Consider the following 23624-nt stretch of genomic DNA (forward strand, 5'->3'; position numbering starts at 1 on the left):
CTAAAGTATAAAAAAAACGCCTTTAAAAAAAGGCGTTTTCAATATTAGAAGTCAAATTCATTTGTGTCTAGTCCTTCGTCTTCCGTCTCGGCTTCTTGTACGATTTTTGTACAATCTACGCGGATGGATAATCCTTCAGGAACTTCGAAAGCAGATTTAGAAACATGTAGTGTTTTATCTGCGTAACATTTATTCATAAACAAGCCCCAAACAGGTAGTGCCATCGTTGCTCCTTGTCCATATAGCATGGTTTTAAAGTGAGCAGCACGATCGTCATTACCAACCCAAACACCCGTTGCTAAATTCGGCACCATTCCAATAAACCAACCATCACTGTTATTCTGTGTTGTTCCGGTTTTACCTGCGATTGGATTCGTAAATTTATAAGGGTGACCAGTTACTCGTTTATATCCTGGGCCTTGCCAAGTCGTTCTCAAACGCACCCCAGAACCACTTTCTGTAACCCCTTCCAGTAATTTCACTACCGTGTAAGCCACATCTTTGCTCAATACATCTTTTGTTTCTGGAACAGCATTAAATAGGATTACGCCATTTTTATCCTCAATTCGCGTTACGAAAACAGGTTTCACGTAAATTCCTTGGTTGGCAAACGTACTGTAAGCCGCCACCATATCACTTACTGTAATATCAACTGCACCAAGCGCAATAGCCGGACTTTGTGGGATATCTGCTGATACACCCAAATCTCTAGTCATGTTTACTACCGCTTTTGGTCCTACTTTATCCATCAACTTCGCTGTAACAGTATTCACAGATCCTGCTAACGCTTGCTTTAACGTCATGATTCCCTTGTAACTTCTATTCGAGTTCTGAGGAGACCAATCTTGGCTAATTCCATATCTACCTTTAGGCATTGTAAAAGGTGAATCGATAATAGAATCACAAGGAGAATAATGCAATTGCTCAATAGCTGTAGCATACACAAACGGCTTAAATACCGATCCTACTTGTCTTGCTCCTTGCCCAACGTGATCATACTGGAAATGTTTATAGTTGATACCTCCAACCCAAGCCTTAATATGACCCGTTTGAGGTTCCATAGACATCAATCCTGTTTGCAAGAAGTGTTTGTAATAAATAATCGAATCTCTTGGTGTCATCACCGTATCGATTTCCCCTTTCCAAGAGAAAATACGCATCTCCGTTTTCACTTTGAAAGAATTCAAGATTTCCTCTTCCGATTTACCTTGTTCTTTCATTTGACGCCAACGTTCTGATGTTTTCATCGCACGATTGATAATCGCCTCTGTTTCTTTATCGTTAATATTAAAAAACGGTGCGTTTTTATTATTCTTTTGCTGAATGAAGAACTCCTCTTGTAAATTACTGATGTGTTCTTGTACCGCTTCTTCCGCATATTTTTGCATGCGCGAATCGATAGAAACATAAATTTTTAGACCATCTCTATAGATATCATATGTTGTTCCGTCTTTTTTCGGGTTTTCTTTCACCCAACGGCGCATATAATCGCGTAAATACTCTCTAAAATAGGTAGCAATTCCCTCTCTGTGGCTTTCTGGTGTAAAGTGCAAAGACAAAGGAAGTTCTTGCATACGAAGACTTTCTTCTTTCGTAATGAATTCATTTTTTGCCATTTGATGCAAAACAACATTACGTCTTTTCTGTACTAATTCAGGTCGGCGCACAGGATTAAAATAAGCCGGGTTCTGAAGCATCCCTACTAACATAGCGGCTTCATCAATGGTTAAATCTTTCGGCTCTTTACCTAAATATACTTTCGCTGCTGAACGAATTCCAACCGCATTATTCACGAAATCTGCTTTGTTTAAATACATCGTCAAGATTTCTTCTTTGGTATATTGGCGCTCTAATTTAATCGCAATAACCCATTCTTTTGCTTTTTGTGCAATACGCTTTGCTAGGTTACGAGATCCTTCCCCGTGAAATAACAATTTCGCTAGCTGTTGTGTAATCGTACTTGCCCCACCGCTACTCCCTACAGAAGTCACAGCGCGTAAAGTTCCTCTAGCATCAATTCCAGAGTGACCATAAAAACGTTCATCCTCTGTTGCAATTAACGCTTGCACCAAATGAGGAGGTAAATCATCATAGTTCACAGGAACGCGATTTTCTAGATAGAATTTCCCAATCGTCTTCCCGTCCGAAGAGATAATTTCGGTTGCCACATTACTTGATGGATTTTCCAACTCATCAAACGTAGGCATCGCTCCAAAAACTCCCCAAGAAGCACAAAGGAAAAATAATACAATAGCCACCCCTAGTCCAAAAAAGGCAATCCAAAAAGCAGATACATACTTTTTGAAATTAGTGGCATTTTTATTCGTTTGTTTTTTGTTTTTCATACAACTTTAAAAAACTTATTCTGCTTTTTCGATTCTCAATCCAACTTCACTTATCCCTGGTAAGGCAGGGACACCTTCTACATCCCCTAGTGCTCTAACAGCCTGTTCTACTGTCATTTTGTATTTTCCAGTTTCATTGAAGATGTAGTGTTCTTTCAACCACAATGTACTCTCCTTTACGTCTGAAAATCCATTACCCAACAGGGCCCCATTAGGGTCAGCCATTTGAAATTGAATCGTATCAATCACAATAGCCGTACTAGGTTTGTAAATTTTGAAAATCACAAACATATTACTGTAAGGATAATCATTGTTTACTCTGACGTTCATAAACAAATCATGAGCCGTCAACGTATCTTGTACATCCCAAACAAAGGTCTTCACATCATTTTTCTCCCAGACCCCTTTAGTGGGTTGGTACTCATCAAAAACGACTTTGCTATCGTGTTTACAGCTGATAAACAAGCATAACAAAAGACTCAAAGCTAAATAAAGACTATTTATTTTCACCGTCTTGTTTATTTGTTGGGTTTGTATTTGGGTTCGTTGGTCGAGGTTTTCTCTGTTTCGGTTTATTGGATCTCGGTTTTTGATTCTTGCCTTTGTTTTCCTCAGCTCCTTGTTCATTCGCTGGTTTAGGCTCTCTATTACCTCCTTTTTTATCCGATCTACCCTCAGGTCTACCTTCCGATTTTTCATTTCGATCTGCCGGTTTACGCTCTGATCGACCTTCCGTTTTACGTTCTGGTCTACCTTCTACTCTTTCCTTGCGATCTTCCGCTTTACGCTCTGGTCTACCTTCTGTTTTACGTTCTGGTCTACCTTCTACTCTTTCCTTGCGATCTTCCGCTTTGCGCTCTGGTCTACCTTCTGTTTTACGTTCCGGTCTACCTTCCGTTTTGCGTTCTCCGTCCTTGCTTACTGGTCTATCGTTACCATCCGCATTTTTGGCTGGTCTATTCTTCGGTCTGCGTTTTCTATCCTCTCTTGCATTCGGTGTTTCTTTATCCTCGCTTCCTCTTGCTTCTGCCCCTCTAGGTGCATTGCCCTCGCGCTCTCCAGATTTACCTTTTGCCTTTGTATTTTTTCTTTTTCGTTTTGGTTGATCAAAACGCGTTACACTATCTTGCTCTATTGCATTTTGGAAGTGATCTTTATCCGAAGGAATATCCTCGCTATAACTTCCAAGTTCATTTCCTTTTTCATTCTGTGCATTTAATTCCAAGATTTCTTTTACGTGCTCGGTAGACAAAACATACCAATTGGCAGAGTTATTCGCATAAGCAAACCACATTTGCCCTTTGAAAATATCTATTTTCTGGCAAAAAGCAATTCCCTTCACTGTCATTAGCTTCGTATCTGAATCGGGCATATCTTTCAATGCCTCTAAATACGTATCCAATTCAAAATTTAAACAACATTTTAATTTTCCACATTGTCCTGCTAATTTTTGCGGATTCAGTGACAATTGTTGGTAACGTGCTGCAGCCGTATTTACACTTCGGAAATCCGTCAACCAAGTTGAACAACACAATTCTCTTCCACAAGATCCAACCCCACCTAAGCGTGCTGCCTCTTGTCGGAAACCAACCTGTTTCATTTCGATTCGAATGCTAAATTCTCTAGCAAATTCTTTAATTAACTGTCTAAAATCAACACGCTCACTCGCCGTGTAATAAAACGTAGCTTTTGATCCATCCCCCTGAAACTCAACATCTGATATTTTCATTTCTAGGTTTAAATTGATGGCGATCTCTCTTGCTCGCATTCGCACAGGTTCTTCTTTTTCGCGAACTTCCTGCCAAATATCAATATCTTTTTGTGTTGCTTTACGATAGATTTTTAGGATTTCTCCGTCTGGATCTGCTTTCTTTTTTTTCATTTGAACCTTAACCAGTTCACCTACTAAAGAAACAATCCCTACATCGTGTCCTGGAGAACTTTCAGTTGCAACGATATCTCCCATTGCTACTGTCATTCCACTTGGATAACGATAAAAATCTTTTCTTCCGTTCTTAAATCGAACCTCAACTATATCAAAGATGCTGTCTGAATTTGGATAAACCATATTTGACAACCAATCAAAAACTGCTAATTTATTACAGCTGTCTGTTCCGCATGTTCCTTTACTCTGACACCCTCTGGGTACGCCATTACTATCTGTCTTCGTTGAACAATTTGTACAAGCCATTTATATATTTATGTATTTATATATTAATCCTTCTAAATTAAGAAGGAATTATTTTCTCACTTTTCGTTGTAAAGATACTATTTTTTTATAGGTTGATTGAAGATTTTTTTAGGACAAACAATTCTCTGTTTCCTTATAAAAAAAAGAAATAAGTCGCAGATCGTTATTTTATTAGCCAAAAAAAGCAGTTAAAACCAATTGTGCTGTGCATTGGATTACAATCGTTCAACTATCAATCGGTGCATACCCCATGCATATTAAACATTTATTTCTACTTTTGGTGTCCAACTATACAATTCAACATGGAGGAACAGATTATAGGAATAATGGGAGCCATCCCTCAAGAAGTCGATGGTATTATCGCTATTTTACAAGATAAAACAGCTGTTACCCTTGGCAATCGCACCTATTACCAAGGCGTATTGGGCAAGCAAAAAGTGGTAGTCGTTTATTCGCGCATCGGCAAAGTTGCTGCTTCTGCAACAGCTTCAGCTTTACTGTTGCGTTTTAATGTGAATGAAATTATTTTTATCGGCGTTGCTGGTGGTATTGCTCCCCATATTGAAGTGGGAGATGTTATCGTTGCGCGAGATTTGATTCAATACGATATGGATGTATCGCCTTTGCGTCCAAAATACGAGATTCCCTTGCTCAACAAGACGTATTTTGAAACCAATGAAATGCGTTCCAATCAGGTAATCCAACATATTGAACATTTTCTATCCCCTGACATCCTTTCTACAAAGATTGCAGCTCAAGAATTAGATAAATTTGCAATCAAACAACCCCAAGTTTACTTTGGAACGATTGCTAGTGGTGATCAATTTTTCTCTACAAATCAGCAAAAAGAGAATTTGCAACAGGCCCTTCCAGAGGTACTATGTGTAGAAATGGAAGGAGCAGCAGTTGCGCAAATTTGCTATGAGTATGGCATCCCTTGCACTGTGATTCGAACCATTTCCGACAAGGCCAATCAAGAAGCTAGTTTTAGCTTTGAATCTTTTGTAAAACAAGTATCACAAGTATACGGACAGGAAATTATCAAACAACTGTTTCAATAAAATAACGAGGTAGCTTCAGGCTACCTCTTTTTTTACTCATCGTTTACGCAGCAAGTAGATATACACCGGAAAATGATCACTAAAACCCGGTTCACTATTGCTATTTCTCAGCGGATATCCTTTGTATTGTCCTGTTGCTTGCACCATAAACGGTTTCTGAAAAATACGCGCTTTCCAATACGTCCAACTCTCTTGCTTCGCTTGCAAAAAAGATTGAGTAATCACGAGGTGGTCGAAAATATCCCAAGCATCTCTATAGGCTAAAGTGCCGTATCCTTGCTTCGCCATTTTATCCATTGGATTAAATAATCCTTGAACGGGAACTTTCTCCTTTACTCCTTCCGTTTGAAGCACCTTTTTCATACTCGAATTAAAGGGACCATCATTCATATCTCCCATGGTAATAATTTTCGCTTGTGGGTTAATGCGTTGAAGGGAATCGATAATCTTCCTATTCAATGCCGCCGCCGCTTCTCTATTGGGGCGACTCAATTGCTCTCCTCCTACCCTTGAAGGCCAATGGTTGACAATCACATGTATTTCTTCTCCATCCAATAAACCCGAAACTAACAATTGATCACGTGTGAAAATTCGCTTTTCCTTCTGTTCTTTCCGCTTCTTTGGAAATTGAGCGTAGATATACAACGGGTGTTTTGACGTATGAAGCACAGCGAAGTGCTGCTGATCATATAACAAACCGACATCAATACCTCGTTTATCTGGAGAATCATAATGCACAATCCCATAATTTATTGCCTGTAAGGCTGGTGCTCGAACCAAATCTTCCAGCACTGCCCTATTTTCTACTTCCGCAACACCGATGATAGTGGCTGGCATGCTAGGATTGTCCTCTCGACCTACTTGCGATAAGACACGCGCTAAGTTATTAATCTTCTTTTCGTATTTCTCCTTCGTCCAAGCTCTTGCTCCATTTGGCGTCCAATCTTCATCGTAAATCTTTGGATCACGCAGGGTATCGAACAGATTTTCACAATTGTAAAAAGCAATGGTTCGGATATGATATTGCTTTTCTTGGGCCACTCCCACTTTCATCGACAAAAACGCAATAAAAATTATCATTTTCAAACATATATACCTAATTTCATTCATATTCATAACATTTATTCATTATTATTAATTAAAAATAAAGAATAATTCAATAAAAAATTAACTTTATAGGAAATAAATCAATTTCAACCCTATTTTTTAATCGAATTAACTTATGAGAGAACTATTACTTCTTTTATTTCTAGCCCATTACTCGAATTTGGCTCACGCACAACATCGAGTAGAACTCAAGGGAAAAGTAGTTGACGCACGGTTTCACCGGCCTTTACAAGAAGCCTTGGTGCAGGTTAGCGTCACTGATCAGTACACCTTAACGGATGCCTTAGGTGACTTTGTACTATCTATTGCTGCCGAAGACACTTACATTCTCGAGGTTTCATATCCCTCTTATAGTACAAAGCGGTTTACTCTATCTCTTCTACCCCAGCAGCTTCTTGATATAGGTATCGTTGTGTTAGAAGAAGATTCCGTTACCGTAGAGCAATTTGGCTTAATCCACTTAGCGGACAATGACCTAGACGACGATGACTCAACCACAGAGGGATCTGCGAGTTTGCTTCAAGCGACTAAAGATCCCTTTCAGCAAGCTGTAGCCTATGCTTGGAGTCCGGGTTTTTATCGCATGCGCGGATTAGACAATGCGTATGGCAAAACACTGTTGAACGGTTTAGTCATGAATAAATTACAAACAGGTCGTCCGCAATGGAACAATTGGGGAGGATTGAATGACGCTACACGCAATCAAATTTTTACTATTGGTGTGTCGCCTTCTCCTGTTGCTTTTGGCGGTATTCTAGGTACGCAGCAGATTACGACTCGAGCCTCTATGTTGCGCAAAGGAAAGCGCATCGGCTTCTCAGGATCCAACACCAGCTATCGTTGGCGCACCTTTGGGACTTATGCCTCAGGTTTGCGTAAAAATAACTGGGCGTATGCAGTTTCTGGTTCTTATCGCGGAGCCAAAGAGGGGTATTGGCCTGGGAGTAATTACGATGCTACTTCTTTTTTTGTGGCTGTAGAAAAAAAGTTCAACGCCGAACATAGTTTGAATCTCTCTGGCCTATATGCCAAAAATAAACGCGCTAAAAACTCTTCCAATACACAAGAACAAACGGACTTGAAAGGCCTAAACTACAATGCTTATTGGGGATGGCAACAAGGAGAAAAGCGCAATGCTCGGTATAAAGACCTTGCAGAGCCCTTGGTGATGCTTACTCATTATTGGGATATCAATGAGCATAGTACACTAACAACGACGCTCGGGTATCAATGGGGATACAGTGCCAACAGTCGATTGGACTATCAAGACAACCTCAATCCTGATCCAACGTACTATAAAAATTTACCGAGTTACTATCTCGCTCAAATTGATAGTGCTTATTGGCAACTCTCTCCCGATGAATTTGAGGCATTATCGGATGATGATCCTTTTAAACAAGAAACATTAGCAGCTTTACAGCAAGCGCAGAGTGCACAAACAGCCTTTATCCGCGAGGGACAACTAGATTGGACAAGTATCTACCAAAAAAATCTACAGTTCAATGGACAAAGTAAAATCATCCTCTTTGAAGATAGACAAGAAGATCGAACGCTGGCTGCTACAACCCATTTTCACACCCTATTGACGGATCATCTTACCCTGGATTCAGGCATTTCCTATCGAAAACTAAACACTTCTAACTTTAAAAAGGCGGTCGATTTATTGGGAGGAACTTCCTACATGGATATTGATTCCTTTCAAGACATCGGGTTTCGCGATAGTGATATGCACCATCCCAATCGGCAGATTCGCCTTGGCGATACGTATGGCTACAACTACCGTATTTTGGGAGAGGAAGCAGAGGCCTTTACCTTATTTACGTTCAATTACAAACGCTTGAGCTTTTACTTTGCTGAACAGCTACACTATACTGCTTATCAAAGGGAGGGGCTATATAAGAACCCCCTTTTTGCCACCACTTCCTTTGGAAAAAGTGAGGTTGTTCTGTTTCATAATTTGGGACTCAAAGGGGGTTTTACCTACTATCTCTCTGGAAAGCACATTTTCAGTGTCAACGGTGCTTGGTACAATCAGCCCCCAACGGTACACAATACCTTTCCGATTATTCAAAAGAGCAACAACATCATTTCGAATTTAAAACCAGAAACTGTGTTGGGAGTTGATGCTAGTTACAACCTGAGAACTGCCCAATTTCAGGCGAAACTTACGGGGTATATCGCGAACATCAGTCACGGTACACAACTAACAACGTATTATACAGAAGGTTTAGGCCTTGGCGATACAAAAGGGGTTTTGCTTTCTGAAATTCTCACTGACGTAAACAAGCGCCATATTGGTTTTGAATTTGGAGCAGCCTATCAATTCACCCCAGTGTTGCGCATGACAACGGCGGCGGGCATAGGGCAATTTTTTTATACGCAAGATCCGAAATTGCAACTACAAACGCATCAACATGCCGAGCCTTTGGATTATGGAAAAGCCAAACTGACGAACTATCGCCTAGCCAATGGACCACAAACAGCCTTCTCTTTGGGTATAGAGTATCGAGCACCTTCCTTTTGGTTTATCAGTACTTCGCTTAATTATCTCGCAGATGCCTTTGTGCAGGTTGCATCTTTAAAACGGACGCAAAATTTTATTATGGATCCTGAAAAAGTGGGACAGGCCTTTGATGATCTAACCTACGAAGAATTACATCGAATACTGCAGCAAGAGAAACTTCCCGCCTTTTCTTTGGTTGCTTTAACTGGAGGTAAATCATGGCGACTGTTGAATCGCACCATCCTCGGTTTCTTCGCTTCTGTCCAAAATCTCTTGAACACGACCTACCGAACAGGAGGATACGAACAAGCGAGAAATGCTACGTACGCAGAAGAGCTCGCCGGTTCCAAAGGAGATCATCCAATGTTTGGCACCAAATATTGGTCTGGCTATGGACGTAGCTTTTTTATTCAAGTTTACTATAACTTCTAATCTTCAACCCATGCAAATGCTACAAAAAAAAATAATCACACTCAGCTTCACAGCCTTACTGTTGCTTGGCTGTACTAAAAACGACAACTTTTCACTCCCTACTCTTGATTGTGTTACTCCAACCTTTGAGCCTAATACAACTCTTGAGCAGTTGCAAGTACAAGCAGACGCTACCATTCAGCAGTATCCTAGTCAGACTAAAGACGTCTTGACTGGGGTTGTCATTTCCAGCGATCAAGGCGGAAATTTCTACAACAAATTACACCTTGTTGATGAAATTACACAAGTACCCGCAGTCCTCAATTTAGAAATGGGAGCTTCTTTTACCGCCTTTCCTCCTGGTACAAAAATCGCCATCGCCTTAAGTGGACTCTATTACAGCTATGCTTTTGGCAAACTCAATATTGGCGGTGGAATCTACACTTCTTCTGCGGGTAAAAAATACATTGGTAGCCTTGCTAAAAATGCCATCAACACAACCATTCAAAAGTACTGCGAGCCTTTAAATCTCGATGCTTATACCACGAAACTCTCCTTAGCTACCTTAAAGCAAGAGATAGAAACCTATACGGGTCGATTGGTTTTACTCGAAAATGTACAATTTGATCGCAAATTGGTTGGTAAAACACTATACGACCCTAAAGAAGTTGATGCACAAGGCTATACGTTGCGCAAAATTGTAGATCAAAAAGGGAATAGCCTTTATATTCGCACAGGAAAATTGACTAAGGACTTTGCGGATTACGTTATTCCTGCACAAAGTGGTACTATTATTGGAATTGCAGATGTATTCAGTAAGCAAATTCAATTTTATCCTCGGGTATTGGAGGATTTCAACTTTGATCAATCCCCTTTTGAAGCGGGAACGACAGATTCGGAAGATACAGAAGAGGAGGAAGATGTAGAAGAACCCGTACACATCGTCGTTGAACCAGGACAATCTTTGGTCTTTCCTGGTGCAGACTTCGAAAATTGGGAACAGTTTCTTGGAGTACTCAAGCGCCCTGGGTTAAAATTCGCTACGCAAGCTATAGAGGAAGGGTGGAACAACTCAACGGGATTAGCCTTTCGAGGTTCCCCTACAAAAACAGAAAATGCCTTTACCATAACTCAGGTTCAGGTGCCCTCAAATGCAACAGCTATATCTTTCTTACTCAAAGGAACAGCCAATGCGAAATCCTTGTCTATTTATCTCTATCAAGCGGATGGTGCTTATGTTGCATTTAATTTGGAACATCTCACAACCAGTAAAATAGTACAACCTACCTCATTTACCAACCAACAGGGCAATGTCAATAAGTACAAAGGCATTATTGACACACAGGGTGAATGGATTAAAATCATCTTACCGTTACAAGACGTTAGGTACAACACAACGGGAGAAGGAGATTTTCTCACGTTTCGCTTTGGAGGTAAAACAGCGACAATACCCAGTGATTACAACCTAATCCTGGACGAAATTCGCTTTGAAGAAGAGCCACTTTCAGAATAAAGCAACCTATCCTACCTATGAGTAAAAAACAAGAGCGGCTCAGGAGCCGCTCTTTCTTTATTATTGTTCCTTAATTAAATAAATATAAACAGGAAAGTGATCACTAAATCCAGGTTCACTGTGACTATTTCTCAAAGGATATCCTTTGTATTGGCCTGTTTCTTGTACCATAAATGGTTTTTTAAATATTCTAGCTTTCCAATATTTCCAAGACTCGTAGCCATCTTGTAAATAGGCTTCTGTTAGTAGCATTTGATCAAAGATATCCCAAGCATCGCGGTAGGCTAAAGTTCCTAAACCATCCTTAGCCATTTTTTCCATTGGATTAAACAATCCTTGAGGTTGAACATTTTTGCGCTCACCCTCTGCTTTCAACACTTTTTTTATACTCTTATTGTAAGGGCCGTCATTCATATCACCCATTGTAATAATTTTAGCTTGGGGATTGATGGTCTGCAAAGAATCGATAATTTTCATATTGAGCGCTGCAGCAGCCTCGCGATTGGGGCTACTTGCTTTTTCACCTCCTACTCTTGAAGGCCAGTGATTAACGATAAAATGTACTTCTTCTCCATCCAATAATCCCGTTACTAACAATTGATCACGCGTATAAATACGCTTTTGAGACGCAGGATCCTCTTTTTTTCCTTTCAGTTGATCATAAATATACAGCGTATGTTTAGAGGTATGCGTCGGCACAAAGTGCGTGGTATTATATAAAAACCCAACATCAATACCGCGTTTATCTGGCGAATCATAGTGTACAATATCATACGTGCCCGCTTGCATAGCTGGTGCGTGAATTAAATCTTCTAATACGCCTCTATTTTCAACTTCAGCAACGCCAATAATAGTTGGCATTTTTGGATTTTCATCCGTGCCAATCTGGGACATGACGCGCGTCAGATTATCAATTTTCTTTTCGTATTTCTTCTTGGTCCATGCCTGAGCCCCATCAGGAGTCCACTCTTCATCGTAAATTTTAGGATCGCGAATGGTATCAAACAAATTCTCCACATTATAAAATGCGATGGTGTGAATTTGAAACTTTTTTTCTTGTGCATGAAGGTTTATACCCAGTCCTACTAGAAATATCAATAAAATCAGTTTTTTTACCATAATCTTCATAAGTTAACGTAATTTACAAAAATACTTCCTACAAAAGTAGCAGTTTTTACCTTAAAAACTTAACTTTACTAGTATAAAAAGTATCGCACTTTTTAGATTAGCACTTTAATACATAATCGTACTTATGAGGAAACTTTTATTTGTTTTGCTTGGTGTAGTATCGACATTTACGTATGCACAAAGCAATCACGAGATTAGAGGAAAAGTACTCGATGCCAAATCTCAAACCCCTATCAATGCTGTAGTGGCACGAGTAGTTGGCTCAAACATTTCTACTCTAACCAATGGTGAAGGAATCTTTGTTCTTGAAAACAATCAGATGGGCAACCAAATTGTTGTGATATCCTATCCGGGATTTATTAGCAAACAGTTTCCCATAGACGCTCAAGCGGGTCAGTCCCTTGATTTAGGCGACATTTTCATTGAAGAAGATTTGGTGACGCAAGCCCAAATAGGCTTTATCACCCTGACTGAAAATGATCTTAGCGATGACAACTCTGGTTCGGATACGTCTTCGGGATTATTACAAGCAACGAAAGACCCATTCCAACAGGTTGCAGCATTCAACTGGGGACAGGCTTTCTTTCGAGTACGGGGACTTGACAATGAATACGGCAAGACGTTAATCAACGGAATTGAGATGAACAGAATGTTAGATGGTCGTCCACAATTCAGCAACTGGGGAGGATTAAACGACGTGATGCGCAATCAGGAATTTTCTTCTGGTTCCACTCCTTCCGATTATACGTTTGGTAGTATTTTAGGAACACAAGCAATCTCTACCCGGGCTTCTCATATTCGAAAAGGATCACGAGCTACTTTCATCGGAACGAATACGAATTATAACTGGCGACCAACCTTCACGCATTCTTCTGGGATGAATAAAAATGGATGGGCTTATGTTTTCTCTGGTTCTTATCGAGGCGCTAAAGAAGGCTATTGGGAAGGAAGTAATTACCATGCAGCTTCTTTATTTGCCGCAGTAGAAAAGAAATTCAACGACAACCATAGCTTAAATTTTTCTGCTATTTATGCGAAAAATAAAAGAGGAAAAAATGCTCCTATTACCCAAGAACAAGCCGATATCAAAGGCTTTAAATACAATTCGTATTGGGGATATCAAGGAGGAGATAAACGAAATTCGCGCTACAAAGACGTGGAGCAACCCATTTTCATGTTAACCCACTATTGGAATATCAATGAGAAAAGCAGCTTAACTACCACTGCTTCTTACCAATTCGGGCATATTGCGGATAGTCGTTTTGGTTATCAGAACAATCAAAATCCCGATCCGACGTATTACAAAAACTTACCGAGTTACTATTTAACGCAGATTGATCCGCGTTATTGGGCAATGTCCCCAGCGGAATTCGACGATATAGATGACAATGATCCCTTTAAAAAGGCGACTCTTTCTTATTTGGGGCAAGCGGATCAAAATAGAGAAGCTTTCCGTCAAGGAGGGCAAGTAGATTGGAATTCTATTTATCAGCTTAATACAGGAAATGATAAAGGAAGTCAAGTTGTCCTATATGAAGATAGACAACAAGAAAATATCTTTTCATTTAATTCGACATTTCGCACGAAGCTCAATGCAAATACAACCTTAGATGCGGGTGTTAATTACCGAAAATTACACTCCAATAACTACCAAAAATTAACCGATTTATTAGGCGGAACCTTCTTTAGGGACATTGATACGTACCAAAAACCAGGGCTCCAAGATAAAGACATCAATCGTCCGAATCGTCTAGTGAAAGAAGGTGATCGTTTTGGTTACAACTACAAGCTTACGGCTGATGTAATTAACGTATTCACGCAAGTGGTCTTTGATTATGATTTCTTTGATTTTTACTTGGCGCAAAACATAGGGTATACCTCATATCAAAGAGAAGGGTTATATAAAAACCCTGTTTACATGAATGATTCTTATGGAAAAAGTGACAACAAAAGCTTTAATAATTTTGGGTTTAAAGGAGGTGCAACCTTTCATATAACAGGTAAACATGCGCTTGATTTCAACATTGCTTACATCAGTCAGGCTCCATCCATTAAAAGTACTTTTGCCAATATCCGAGTGAATAATTACCTTGTTCCCAATTTGGATAATGAGGATATTTTTAGCGTAGATGGGAGTTATATTTTGCGAACACCACAAATAAAAGCTAGAGTAACGGGATATTTATCAGAAAGTAAAAATGGAACCAAAATCAACTATTACTATGGAGATGGTGTAGGATTAGTAGATGAAGAAGGCGCCTTATACAACAATGGAGGATCGTTTGTATCCGAAATGATAACAGGCATCAACAAAAGACAATTAGGATTGGAAATCGGTGCGGAATATCAGATTACACAAACTGTAAAAGCGACTGCAGCAGCAGCCTTAGGACAGGCATTCTACACCAATAATCCCAACGTTTACCTATCCTCTGATAATCTCGCTAGAACATTTGATTATGGAGAAACAAGTCTTAAAAAATACAAACTTTCCAACGGACCTCAAACGGCCTTATCCTTTGGATTAGAATACCGAGATCCTAAATTCTGGTTCATCGGAGCAAACATCAACTATTTAGCAGATGCTTATACTGATGTATCTGCTATTAGAAGAACGCAAAACTTTGTTATTGATAATAGCAATGCAGGGCATCCTTTCGAAGATTTATCAGATGAAACGCTACGCAGAGTCTTAAAGCAAGAAAAACTAAATGATTTTACCCTTGTGAATATCACAGGAGGAAAATCTTGGCGTATGCCTGATCGATCGATTATTGGATTCTTTGCTTCCATCAATAATGTCTTTGATAAAGAATATAAAACAGGAGGATTTGAACAAGCAAGAAACTCCAATTATAAGCAAGAAGTACAACGCAATAGCGGTCCCTACAACCTATTTGGCAACAAGTATTTCTATGGGTATGGCCGTAACTTCTCAGTCAACGTTTACTACAACTTCTAATTCTTTTACTCTATGAAAACAATTTTAAAATCCATATTTTTCACTGTACTTACGGCGCTATTCGTGTCGAGCTGTGCAAAGAATGATGACTTTTCGGTTCCTTCTCTAAAATGTGAGGAGCCTCAAGTTACGATAACGAAAACCATCGACGATCTTTATTCAACGATAAAAGGAAATGCTATTAGCCCTTATATGGGAGATTCCAAAGACATTCTTCGAGGAGTTGTCGTTTCTAGTAATAAAGGAGGGAATTTCCACAATAAGTTACATGTACTAGATGAGAAAACACAATCGTTGCTTCTTGTCAACTTAGACAAATCAGATAGCTATGCGGCCTATCCTCCAGGAACAATTATTTATGTAAAATTGGGTGGATTATATCTCCAAAACAATGACAGTATCATCAATATAGGAGGAGGTATTAACGGTCAATACATCAGCAATATTTCCAAAAATGCTGTAAATGCTTATATTGGTAAATACTGTACAAAAGCCAAAATAGAAGACTATACTATCAAACTAACGGTAGCCGAATTACTAAAAGACAAAGGAAAATACAAAGGAAAATTAGTTACCGTAACAGATGTACAATTCGACCCTTCCTTAGTTGGAAAAAAATTATATGACGCTAAAGAAGTTGATGCGCAAGGGCAAACCTTAAGAGCGGTAGTAGACAATAAGGATAATACTTTTAATATCAGAACTAGCACCTATGCAAATGATTTTCATTCTTATGAAATTCCAGCAAAAAGTGGTAACATCACAGGAATCTATGATATTTTCAATAAAAATGTTCAGTTTTATCCACGTGTCATTGAAGATCTTGACTTAACGAAAGACCCTCTTATACCAGACGACGGTGGGCCAGTTGAACCAGGTAAATTCTTAGCTTTCCCTGGCGCTGATTTCGAAAAATGGGATGATTTTCTTCGTGTAATTTTTAACAATCAATTGAGCGACCCTACAGGGCAAAAAGCAGAAGGTCAAGGTTGGAAAAACTCAACAGGTTTAGCCATTAAAGGAAGTAGAGAACAAAATGGTTATCTTTTCTCCGTACAAGGAGTAAAAATGCCGAAAGATGCAACGAAGCTTTCTTTCCTTATGAAGGGAACTTCAGAACGATCTTTATCCATCAACATTCACAGAGCTAATGGTATCAACTATAAAGCGTACAACCTAGAAAATGTAACACGCAGTAAGATAGTAGTAGCCGATGAAACACCGATGGATAATAATCCAGACAATACAACCAATAAATACAATGGTAAAATTGACACGCAAGGTAAATGGGTAAAAATCACCTTGGATTTAACCTCTTTCAATGGGCAATACCATACGGAAGGAACGAGAACGTTTATCAGCTTCAAAAATGGAAACAAAGCCAATTATGACTTAGTCATTGATGAAATCCGATTTGAAGATGGAACACCTGTTGAAGATGATGGCGGTCCTGTTGACCCAGTAGACCCGGAGCCAACAGAAGCGGATATGTTGACTAACTTCAACAACTGGGATGAATTTACCAGTAAATTGAGTACCCATGGACTGAAATCGTATGCTACACAAGCACCCGGAGAAGGGCGAAATGGCAAAGCGGCAATGAAACTCTCAGGAACTACGACGGCCAATGACTTTGTATTTACCATCAATGGAAAACAAGTTCCAGAAGGAAAAACGAAATTAGTTCTTTGGGTAAAAGGAACCTCTGATAAAAAATCGCTTTCATTCAACGTAAATAAACCTGCGGGTGGATATGATCCATTTAACGCAGGATTTATCGCCTCAACAAATTTAGATCTAGTTAAGGCGACAGCGAACCAATACAATGGTACAATAGACACTGGTGGACAATGGGTCAAACTAACCCTTGATTTGAGTGACACCGCTTACAACAGTACAGGTAGCGGCGATGTATTCTCTTTGAAAACAGGAAGTGGCTCAACCTATGAACTCTTAATCGACAGTATTTATTTTCAATAAATAGAAACAACAGTTAAAAAGCTCGGCTCGTCCGAGCTTTTTTTATTGCCATACCCAAAAGAAACCGTCCCCCTATACCCTTTTTTAACGCATCTAAGCAACAAACAAGTTGAAATGAAGCCACAAACCCTATACAAACAAAAAAGGCGCTCCAAAGAGCGCCTTTTAAAAAGTATAATTATTTTTTCGATTAGTTTTTCAATGCTTCTGCACCTCCAACAATCTCTAAAATTTCATTTGTAATCGCAGCCTGACGAGCTTTGTTGTACGTTAATTTCAACGCATCTCTCAATTCTTGTGCATTATCTGTTGCTTTGTGCATCGCAGTCATACGAGCTCCGTGCTCAGACGCTACAGAGTCAGCAATTGCTTTGAACAATTGTGTTTTTAACGACAAAGGAATCAAGGTCTCTATGATATCCTCTTTTGAAGGCTCATAAATATAATCAGATGCTGCTGCAGTTGCTTCAGTTTCGATTGGCAATAATGGCAAAAATTGCTCTGTAACTACATTTTGAGTAGCTGCATTTTTAAACTGGTTATATACAATTTGAATAGAGTCGTATTTCTCATTCACAAACGCTTCCATTACATGCTCAGCAATAACTGCTGTATGCTCAAAATCAAAATGATCATATAATGAACTTTGATTGTCAACAACGTGGAAAGATTTTTTAAGAATATCATTTCCTTTTTTTCCAATTGTCAATAAATCAATGTTTGCTCCTTGGTACGCTGTATTCGCTAATACATTAATTTGTTTAATAATGTTAGCATTGAAACCACCACATAAACCTCTATTTGAAGTTACAGTAATGAACAATACATTTTTTACCTCTCTAACTTGCGAATATACACTTGAATTTTCTCCTTCTAAAGTAGAACTAACATTTTGAATAATCTCAGTTAGCTTCTCTGAATAAGGACGCATAGCTGTAATCGTATCCGTAGCTTTTTTCAATTTTGCTGCAGATACCATTTTCATCGCAGATGTAATCTGCATTGTAGATCCAATAGAAGAAATCCTATTGCGTATTTCTTTAAGATTTGCCATTTGAAAACGTATATAATTCAGAAAGAGAATAAGCTTTTAGACAAGCTTAGACTCTTTCAAAAAATTCTTAATATTTTGAAGCTAATTCTTTAGCTACTTTCTCTAAAACACTAGTTTGTTCGTCACCGAATTTACCAGCTTTTAATTGATCTAAAATATCTCTGTGACGTGCGTTAAGAGCTTCTAAGAAATCTTTTTCAAACTCTTTTACTTTGTTTACAGGAACATTTCTCAATAAGTTTTTAGATCCAGCATAAATAATTGCTACTTGATCTTCCACTGTATAAGGATCGTTAACTGCTTGTTTCAAGATTTCAACGTTACGTTGACCTTTAGAGATAACGTTCATTGTAGCTGCATCTAAATCAGAACCAAATTTCGCGAAAGCTTCTAATTCACGGAATTGCGCTTGGTCTAATTTTAATGTACCTGCTACTTTTTTCATTGATTTAATTTGAGCAGAACCTCCAACACGAGATACAGAAATACCTACGTTGATCGCAGGACGTACCCCTGAGTTGAATAAATCAGACTCTAAGAAAATCTGTCCATCCGTAATCGAAATTACGTTTGTTGGAATATAAGCAGAAACGTCACCCGCTTGTGTTTCAATAATAGGTAAAGCTGTTAATGATCCACCACCTTTAACGAAAGGTTTGATTGACTCAGGTAAGTCATTCATGTTTTTAGCGATTTCATCATCACCAATAACACGAGCAGCTCTTTCTAATAATCTTGAGTGAAGGTAGAAAACGTCTCCAGGGTAAGCCTCACGTCCCGGTGGTCTTCTTAAGATCAAAGACATCTCACGGTAAGCAACAGCTTGTTTAGATAAATCATCATAAATAATCAAAGCTGGACGACCAGTATCACGGAAGTATTCTCCGATTGCAGCACCTGCCATAGCAGAGTAAACTTGCATTGGAGCCGGATCTGATGCATTAGCCGCAACAATGATTGTATAAGCCATTGCACCTTTTTCTTCTAATGTTTTAGCAATCGCTGCAACAGTTGAAGCTTTTTGTCCAATAGCAACATAGATACAGTAAACTGGTTGACCTGCATCATAGAATTCTTTTTGGTTAAGAATTGTATCGATACAAACCGTAGTTTTTCCAGTTTGACGGTCACCAATAACTAACTCACGTTGTCCACGTCCAACAGGGATCATTGCATCAATTGCTTTAATACCTGTTTGTAATGGTTCAGTTACTGGTTGACGGTAGATAACACCTGGTGCTTTACGCTCCAATGGCATTTCATATAAATCACCTTCGATAGGACCTTTACCATCGATTGGTTGTCCTAACGTATTTACAACACGTCCTACCATTTTCTCTCCTACGCGTAGAGAAGCGATACGACCTGTTCTTTTAACTGTAGCACCTTCGCTTACACCAACAGAAGAACCTAACAATACAATACCTACGTTATCTTCTTCTAAGTTTTGTACCATTGCCTCTAATCCGTTGTCAAATACAACTAGCTCTCCGTACTCCGCATTTGTTAACCCGTAAACACGAGCAACTCCATCTCCTACTTCTAGTACTGTACCAACTTCTTCTAAAGAAGCCTCAGAGCTAAATCCAGATAATTGTTTCTTTAAAATCGCTGAAATCTCAGCTGGTTTAATGTCCGCCATTTTTATCTATGTTTATACACGAAAATTCGTGCGGTGATTTTTTTACTTAATTAATTCTCTTTTTAATACTTGTAATTGATTTGCTAAAGAAGCATTGTATTGGATATCTCCAATTTTCAAGATAAACCCTCCTAAGATTGATTCATCTACAATATTTGTAATTACCGCTTCTTTTCCAGGAGCTAAAGTTTTTACTTTCTCAAGTACCTTAGCCTCTATACTAGCATCAATAGGCATTGCTGTAGTAACAGTTACTTTCTCAATACCTTTATACAAATCGTATTGTTTTTGAAACGCTAAAGCCGTTGCTTCTAAAATTCCAAATCTACTATTTGCTTTTAAAACGTTGAATAGTTCTTTTGTTCCTTCATTAACTCCAGCGAATACTTCTAATAAAGCATTTAATTTCAACTGATCTTTAACAATCGGATTTGTAAGAAACACCTTCAATTCACTGCTTTGAGCTATTGATTGAGAAATAAGGATCATATCCCCATTGATAGCATCAACATTTCCTTTTTCTAAAGAAACCTCAAGCATTGCTTTTGCATAACGTGCCGCAGCTCTTGTGCTTACCATAGTGATATTAGTTTAATTTTACATCATCTAACATTTTCTCAACCAATTTAGCTTGAGCTTCTTTGTTAGATAATTGATCTTTCAATAATTTTTCAGCGATTTCAATTGAAATAGATGAAACTTGCGTTTTTAAGTCAAGAATAGCCGCAGCTTTCTCGCTTTCAATTGTAGCTTTTGCTTGAGCGATTAATTTTTCACCCTGAGCTTCCGCTTCTGTCTTAGCATCTGCAATCAATTTTTCTTTGATCTCACGAGCTTCTTTTAGTAAAGTATCGCGCTCCGCACGAGCTTCAGCTAATAACTTCTCGTTATCTGCTTTTAAATTAGCCATTTCTCTTTTAGCGTTTTCTGCAGCTGCTAATGCATCAGTAATACCCTCTTCACGAGCTTCTAAAGCATTTACAATTGGTTTCCACGCGAATTTTCCTAAGATAACAACAATTACTATCATAATAATTAGTTGCCAGAAAAATAGTCCAAAACTGAAATCGTTAATTAACTTATCCATTATCTAAAATTATACTTTTTAATATCTGATTTTGTTTAATTAAAATAAGAAGTTTACCTGCAACCAACCGTTGCAGATAAACTCTTTGTACTGACTTGGATTAATTACCTAAGATTAAAGCACCGAATGCTAAACCTTCCAATAAAGCTCCAATGATAATCATTGCAGTTTGGATTTTTCCAGCAGCTTCTGGTTGACGAGCAATAGCGTCCATTGCAGAAGAACCAATTTTACCTAAACCGTAACCAGCTCCGATTACGATTAAACCTGCACCAATGATAGTTGGGATTGTCATAGTATTGAATTTAATATTAATTAAACAAATTTATTTATACTCTATTTTTATTTTCTCTTTTGATTAATGTGCTTCTTCGTGATCATGTTCTGCTACAGCCATACCAATAAATAATGACGATAACATAGTAAAGATAAACGCTTGTAAGAAAGCAACTAAAATTTCTAATACAACTAAGAACGTAGATAAGAAGAATCCGATTCCAATTGCTCCACCAGTTCCTAAAGCTTCCTTCATAACGAAGATGATTGCAATTAATCCGAATACTACCGAGTGACCAGCTGTAATGTTAGCGAATAAACGCACCATTAATGAGAACGGTTTAATAATTGCACCTAAAATCTCAATTGGCATTAACATGATTTTCATCGGCACTGGAACTCCTGGCATCCACAACATGTGTTTCCAGTACTCTTTGTTTGCAGAAAAATGCACGATAACAAAAGTGAAGATTGCCAAACAAGCAGTAACTGAAATACTTCCTGTAACGTTAAATCCTAGTGGAGTTAATCCCAAGATATTCAAAATGAAAATCAAGAAGAAAACAGACAGCAAATACGGCATGAACTTTTTGTATTTTGCTTTACCAATATTTGGCACTGCCATTTCATCGCGAACATAAAGCACTAAAGGCTCTAATCCTCTTGCGATTCCTTTTGGTAAATTGTTTGGTCCGTTTTTGTATGTTTTTGCTAATCCTAAGAAAAGGATAAACATTAAAATTGTAGTAAAAAGTAAAGAAGCTACGTTCTTTGTGATAGAGAAATCAAGTGGTTTCTCATTTGTAGGGTGGTGTGCTTCGTCGTACGTGATTGTACCTTCAGCATCTGTTTTGTAGATTCTACCGTGGTATAATTTATAAAACTGTCCATCTTTCTCAACTACTTGTTTTCCGTAGTCAAATTCAGAAGACATGAAGATTTTAAGACCGTTGTCAATTAAGATAACTGGTAATGGAAAACCGTAGTTTTTACCTGTTTCTTCATCTGAAACGAAAACAAAAGAATAATCATCAGCTAAGTGATGCTTAATATGAGCCTGAACTTTCTGAGCTTGAGTCAATTCAGCAGGGTTTTCTATTTCTTCTCCCTCAACGTGTTCAAGGGTTCTTTCAATAGATTGCTCAGCTTCTTGAATTGAGTTTTCAAGCTTTTGAGTAGTTGTTTGCGCGTACGAAAATACCGACGAGGCTGTAAATAAAACAGCTGCTAATAAATTCAGTGATTTCTTGAGAGTCACCATATCTTAACTTCTTGAATATTTTGGTTCCTAAAATTTTGTGCAAAAGTACAATAATTCTTGTATTATCATACCTTTATATCAAACTTTTTTTACTTAGTTTCGTTCGACGTAGTATTCTTATTTAAAATACTATAGGCGATAAATGCATCCCCGCCAAGGAAAACCAACACAATCACTAAAAAATTGTATTTGAATCCTTCGTCTGTCATTTCGTGATTTAGCCCATCTTTTGCGAATAAATAACTCGCAATTAATCGCATTGTAATGAATCCTAAGAAGACAAAACCCAAATTATTAGGCAGACTATTTTTGATTCCAAACATCGCAAAAAAGATGATAATGGAAAAGATAAATTCAAATCCGTAGAATTTTTCTAAGCTATATCCGAGCTCGATTAACGAATCTCCTGCATCGGTAAAAGCCACAACGGCATAATGCAAAGCAAATACTACGACTAAACCAATAAAAAGTTTTAATCCAATTTGTACGGTTTCTTTATCCATTCTTTTATTTATTTAACTGATTAACTTGTTTAATAACTTGGTACAAAGCTAATCCTACTCCCAATAACGTACAAATTTTATTTGCAATTCCTCCTTCCAACTCGTACTTCCCATCTAACCAGACACCTAAACGGTGTGATAAATAAATAATTATCCCCATCTGGATGGGGATATTAAGTAAAGACAACCACTTATTGGGTGATTTCTTTTCTGTCATTAGGATAACTGCTCATTGCCAACCATTTGGCATTTTACATCAATCTTAGCACCCGGTTCAACCGCTAAGCGCCCTACTTTGATATCGCCTTTGATTCGAGCAGCAGATTTTACAGTAAGCAAATCATTCACGAGAATATTCCCTACTATTTCACCTTCAATCTCACTGTTTTCACAACTGATATTCCCCACAATTCTCGCTATAGGTCCCAGCACTAATCGTCCTTTAACCACAACATTCCCCTCAATGACTCCGTCAATTCGAATATCTGCTATTGCTTCAATATCGCCTTTGATCGTTGTCCCTTCAACAATACGATTTGTTTGTCCCAACAAATCTAATCCTGTTCCTTTTGCTTTCTTTTTCGATTTATCAAACATTGT

The 23624-nt window shown here is 38.4% G+C and carries 19 protein-coding genes; 5 read left to right on the forward strand and 14 right to left on the reverse strand.

Features of this window, described 5'->3' with window-relative positions:
• Positions 1 to 44 precede the first annotated feature (44 nt).
• Genes ACUTSE_RS05265 through ricT form a run of 3 tightly spaced genes read right to left on the reverse strand, consistent with a single transcriptional unit; the run spans position 45 to position 4536 of the window.
• Positions 45 to 2345, reverse strand: coding sequence for a penicillin-binding protein 1A (locus ACUTSE_RS05265; RefSeq protein ID WP_445639485.1), 2301 nt, complete (start codon positions 2343 to 2345; stop codon positions 45 to 47).
• 15 nt (positions 2346 to 2360) lie between these two features.
• On the reverse strand, positions 2361 to 2855 hold the full coding sequence (locus tag ACUTSE_RS05270) for a gliding motility lipoprotein GldH (protein ID WP_002988887.1): 495 nt from the start codon (positions 2853 to 2855) through the stop codon (positions 2361 to 2363).
• A complete protein-coding gene (ricT, locus tag ACUTSE_RS05275; RefSeq protein ID WP_445639486.1) occupies positions 2842 to 4536 on the reverse strand; it encodes a regulatory iron-sulfur-containing complex subunit RicT in 1695 nt (564 codons plus the stop codon). Before ricT ends, ACUTSE_RS05270 begins: the two co-directional genes overlap by 14 nt.
• Positions 4537 to 4838: 302 nt before the next feature.
• Here ricT and ACUTSE_RS05280 point away from each other — a divergent pair, with 302 nt between their 5' ends.
• On the forward strand, positions 4839 to 5597 hold the full coding sequence (locus ACUTSE_RS05280; protein WP_353102245.1) for a 5'-methylthioadenosine/adenosylhomocysteine nucleosidase: 759 nt from the start codon (positions 4839 to 4841) through the stop codon (positions 5595 to 5597).
• Between the two features lie 36 nt (positions 5598 to 5633).
• On the opposite strand, the gene ACUTSE_RS05285 is transcribed toward ACUTSE_RS05280, so the two are convergent.
• A complete protein-coding gene (locus tag ACUTSE_RS05285) occupies positions 5634 to 6707 on the reverse strand; it encodes an endonuclease/exonuclease/phosphatase family protein (RefSeq protein WP_445639487.1) in 1074 nt (357 codons plus the stop codon).
• 112 nt (positions 6708 to 6819) lie between these two features.
• Between ACUTSE_RS05285 and ACUTSE_RS05290 the strand changes: the two genes are divergently transcribed.
• Positions 6820 to 9639, forward strand: a complete 2820-nt coding sequence (locus ACUTSE_RS05290) for a carboxypeptidase-like regulatory domain-containing protein (protein ID WP_445639488.1) — start codon at positions 6820 to 6822, stop codon at positions 9637 to 9639.
• 16 nt (positions 9640 to 9655) lie between these two features.
• On the forward strand, positions 9656 to 11131 hold the full coding sequence (locus tag ACUTSE_RS05295) for a DUF5689 domain-containing protein (protein WP_445639489.1): 1476 nt from the start codon (positions 9656 to 9658) through the stop codon (positions 11129 to 11131).
• Between the two features lie 60 nt (positions 11132 to 11191).
• Here the strand turns inward: ACUTSE_RS05295 and ACUTSE_RS05300 are convergent, their stop codons facing one another.
• Complete coding sequence (locus ACUTSE_RS05300; protein ID WP_445639490.1) at positions 11192 to 12259, reverse strand: endonuclease/exonuclease/phosphatase family protein; 1068 nt, start codon at positions 12257 to 12259, stop codon at positions 11192 to 11194.
• 124 nt (positions 12260 to 12383) lie between these two features.
• On the opposite strand from ACUTSE_RS05300, the gene ACUTSE_RS05305 reads away from it, so the two are divergent.
• The gene (locus tag ACUTSE_RS05305) at positions 12384 to 15221 is read left to right on the forward strand and encodes a carboxypeptidase-like regulatory domain-containing protein (protein ID WP_445639491.1); all 2838 of its coding nucleotides are present in this window, start codon (positions 12384 to 12386) and stop codon (positions 15219 to 15221) included.
• A 12-nt stretch (positions 15222 to 15233) separates the two neighbouring features.
• Entirely contained in the window at positions 15234 to 17201 is a 1968-nt protein-coding gene (locus ACUTSE_RS05310; RefSeq protein ID WP_445639492.1) for a DUF5689 domain-containing protein, read from the forward strand.
• Between the two features lie 190 nt (positions 17202 to 17391).
• Here ACUTSE_RS05310 and atpG read toward each other — a convergent pair whose 3' ends face one another.
• The 9 genes from atpG to ACUTSE_RS05355 form a co-directional block, all read right to left on the reverse strand.
• Entirely contained in the window at positions 17392 to 18255 is an 864-nt protein-coding gene (atpG, locus tag ACUTSE_RS05315; RefSeq protein WP_445639493.1) for an ATP synthase F1 subunit gamma, read from the reverse strand.
• Positions 18256 to 18322: 67 nt separating this feature from the next.
• Positions 18323 to 19897: a F0F1 ATP synthase subunit alpha gene (gene atpA, locus ACUTSE_RS05320; protein WP_002988862.1), complete on the reverse strand. Its 1575-nt coding sequence runs from the start codon at positions 19895 to 19897 to the stop codon at positions 18323 to 18325.
• A 42-nt stretch (positions 19898 to 19939) separates the two neighbouring features.
• Positions 19940 to 20476 (reverse strand): ATP synthase F1 subunit delta, encoded by a 537-nt coding sequence (gene atpH / locus ACUTSE_RS05325; protein ID WP_002988860.1) that lies wholly within the window; start codon positions 20474 to 20476, stop codon positions 19940 to 19942.
• A gap of 7 nt (positions 20477 to 20483) precedes the next feature.
• A complete protein-coding gene (locus tag ACUTSE_RS05330; protein WP_002988857.1) occupies positions 20484 to 20984 on the reverse strand; it encodes a F0F1 ATP synthase subunit B in 501 nt (166 codons plus the stop codon).
• A 100-nt stretch (positions 20985 to 21084) separates the two neighbouring features.
• Entirely contained in the window at positions 21085 to 21279 is a 195-nt protein-coding gene (locus tag ACUTSE_RS05335; RefSeq protein ID WP_002988855.1) for an ATP synthase F0 subunit C, read from the reverse strand.
• Positions 21280 to 21342: 63 nt separating this feature from the next.
• Positions 21343 to 22521 carry a F0F1 ATP synthase subunit A gene (gene atpB, locus ACUTSE_RS05340; protein WP_002988853.1) on the reverse strand — a complete coding sequence of 393 codons (1179 nt, stop codon included), beginning with the start codon at positions 22519 to 22521 and terminating at the stop codon, positions 21343 to 21345.
• 89 nt (positions 22522 to 22610) lie between these two features.
• Positions 22611 to 23024 (reverse strand): DUF6168 family protein, encoded by a 414-nt coding sequence (locus ACUTSE_RS05345; protein ID WP_002988851.1) that lies wholly within the window; start codon positions 23022 to 23024, stop codon positions 22611 to 22613.
• A gap of 4 nt (positions 23025 to 23028) precedes the next feature.
• Positions 23029 to 23241: an AtpZ/AtpI family protein gene (locus tag ACUTSE_RS05350; protein WP_445639494.1), complete on the reverse strand. Its 213-nt coding sequence runs from the start codon at positions 23239 to 23241 to the stop codon at positions 23029 to 23031.
• Complete coding sequence (locus ACUTSE_RS05355; RefSeq protein ID WP_002988847.1) at positions 23241 to 23621, reverse strand: bactofilin family protein; 381 nt, start codon at positions 23619 to 23621, stop codon at positions 23241 to 23243. Before ACUTSE_RS05355 ends, ACUTSE_RS05350 begins: the two co-directional genes overlap by 1 nt.
• Between the last annotated feature and the right edge of the window lie 3 nt (positions 23622 to 23624).

It is taken from the genome of Myroides sp. TSA_177.3 (assembly GCF_052691955.1).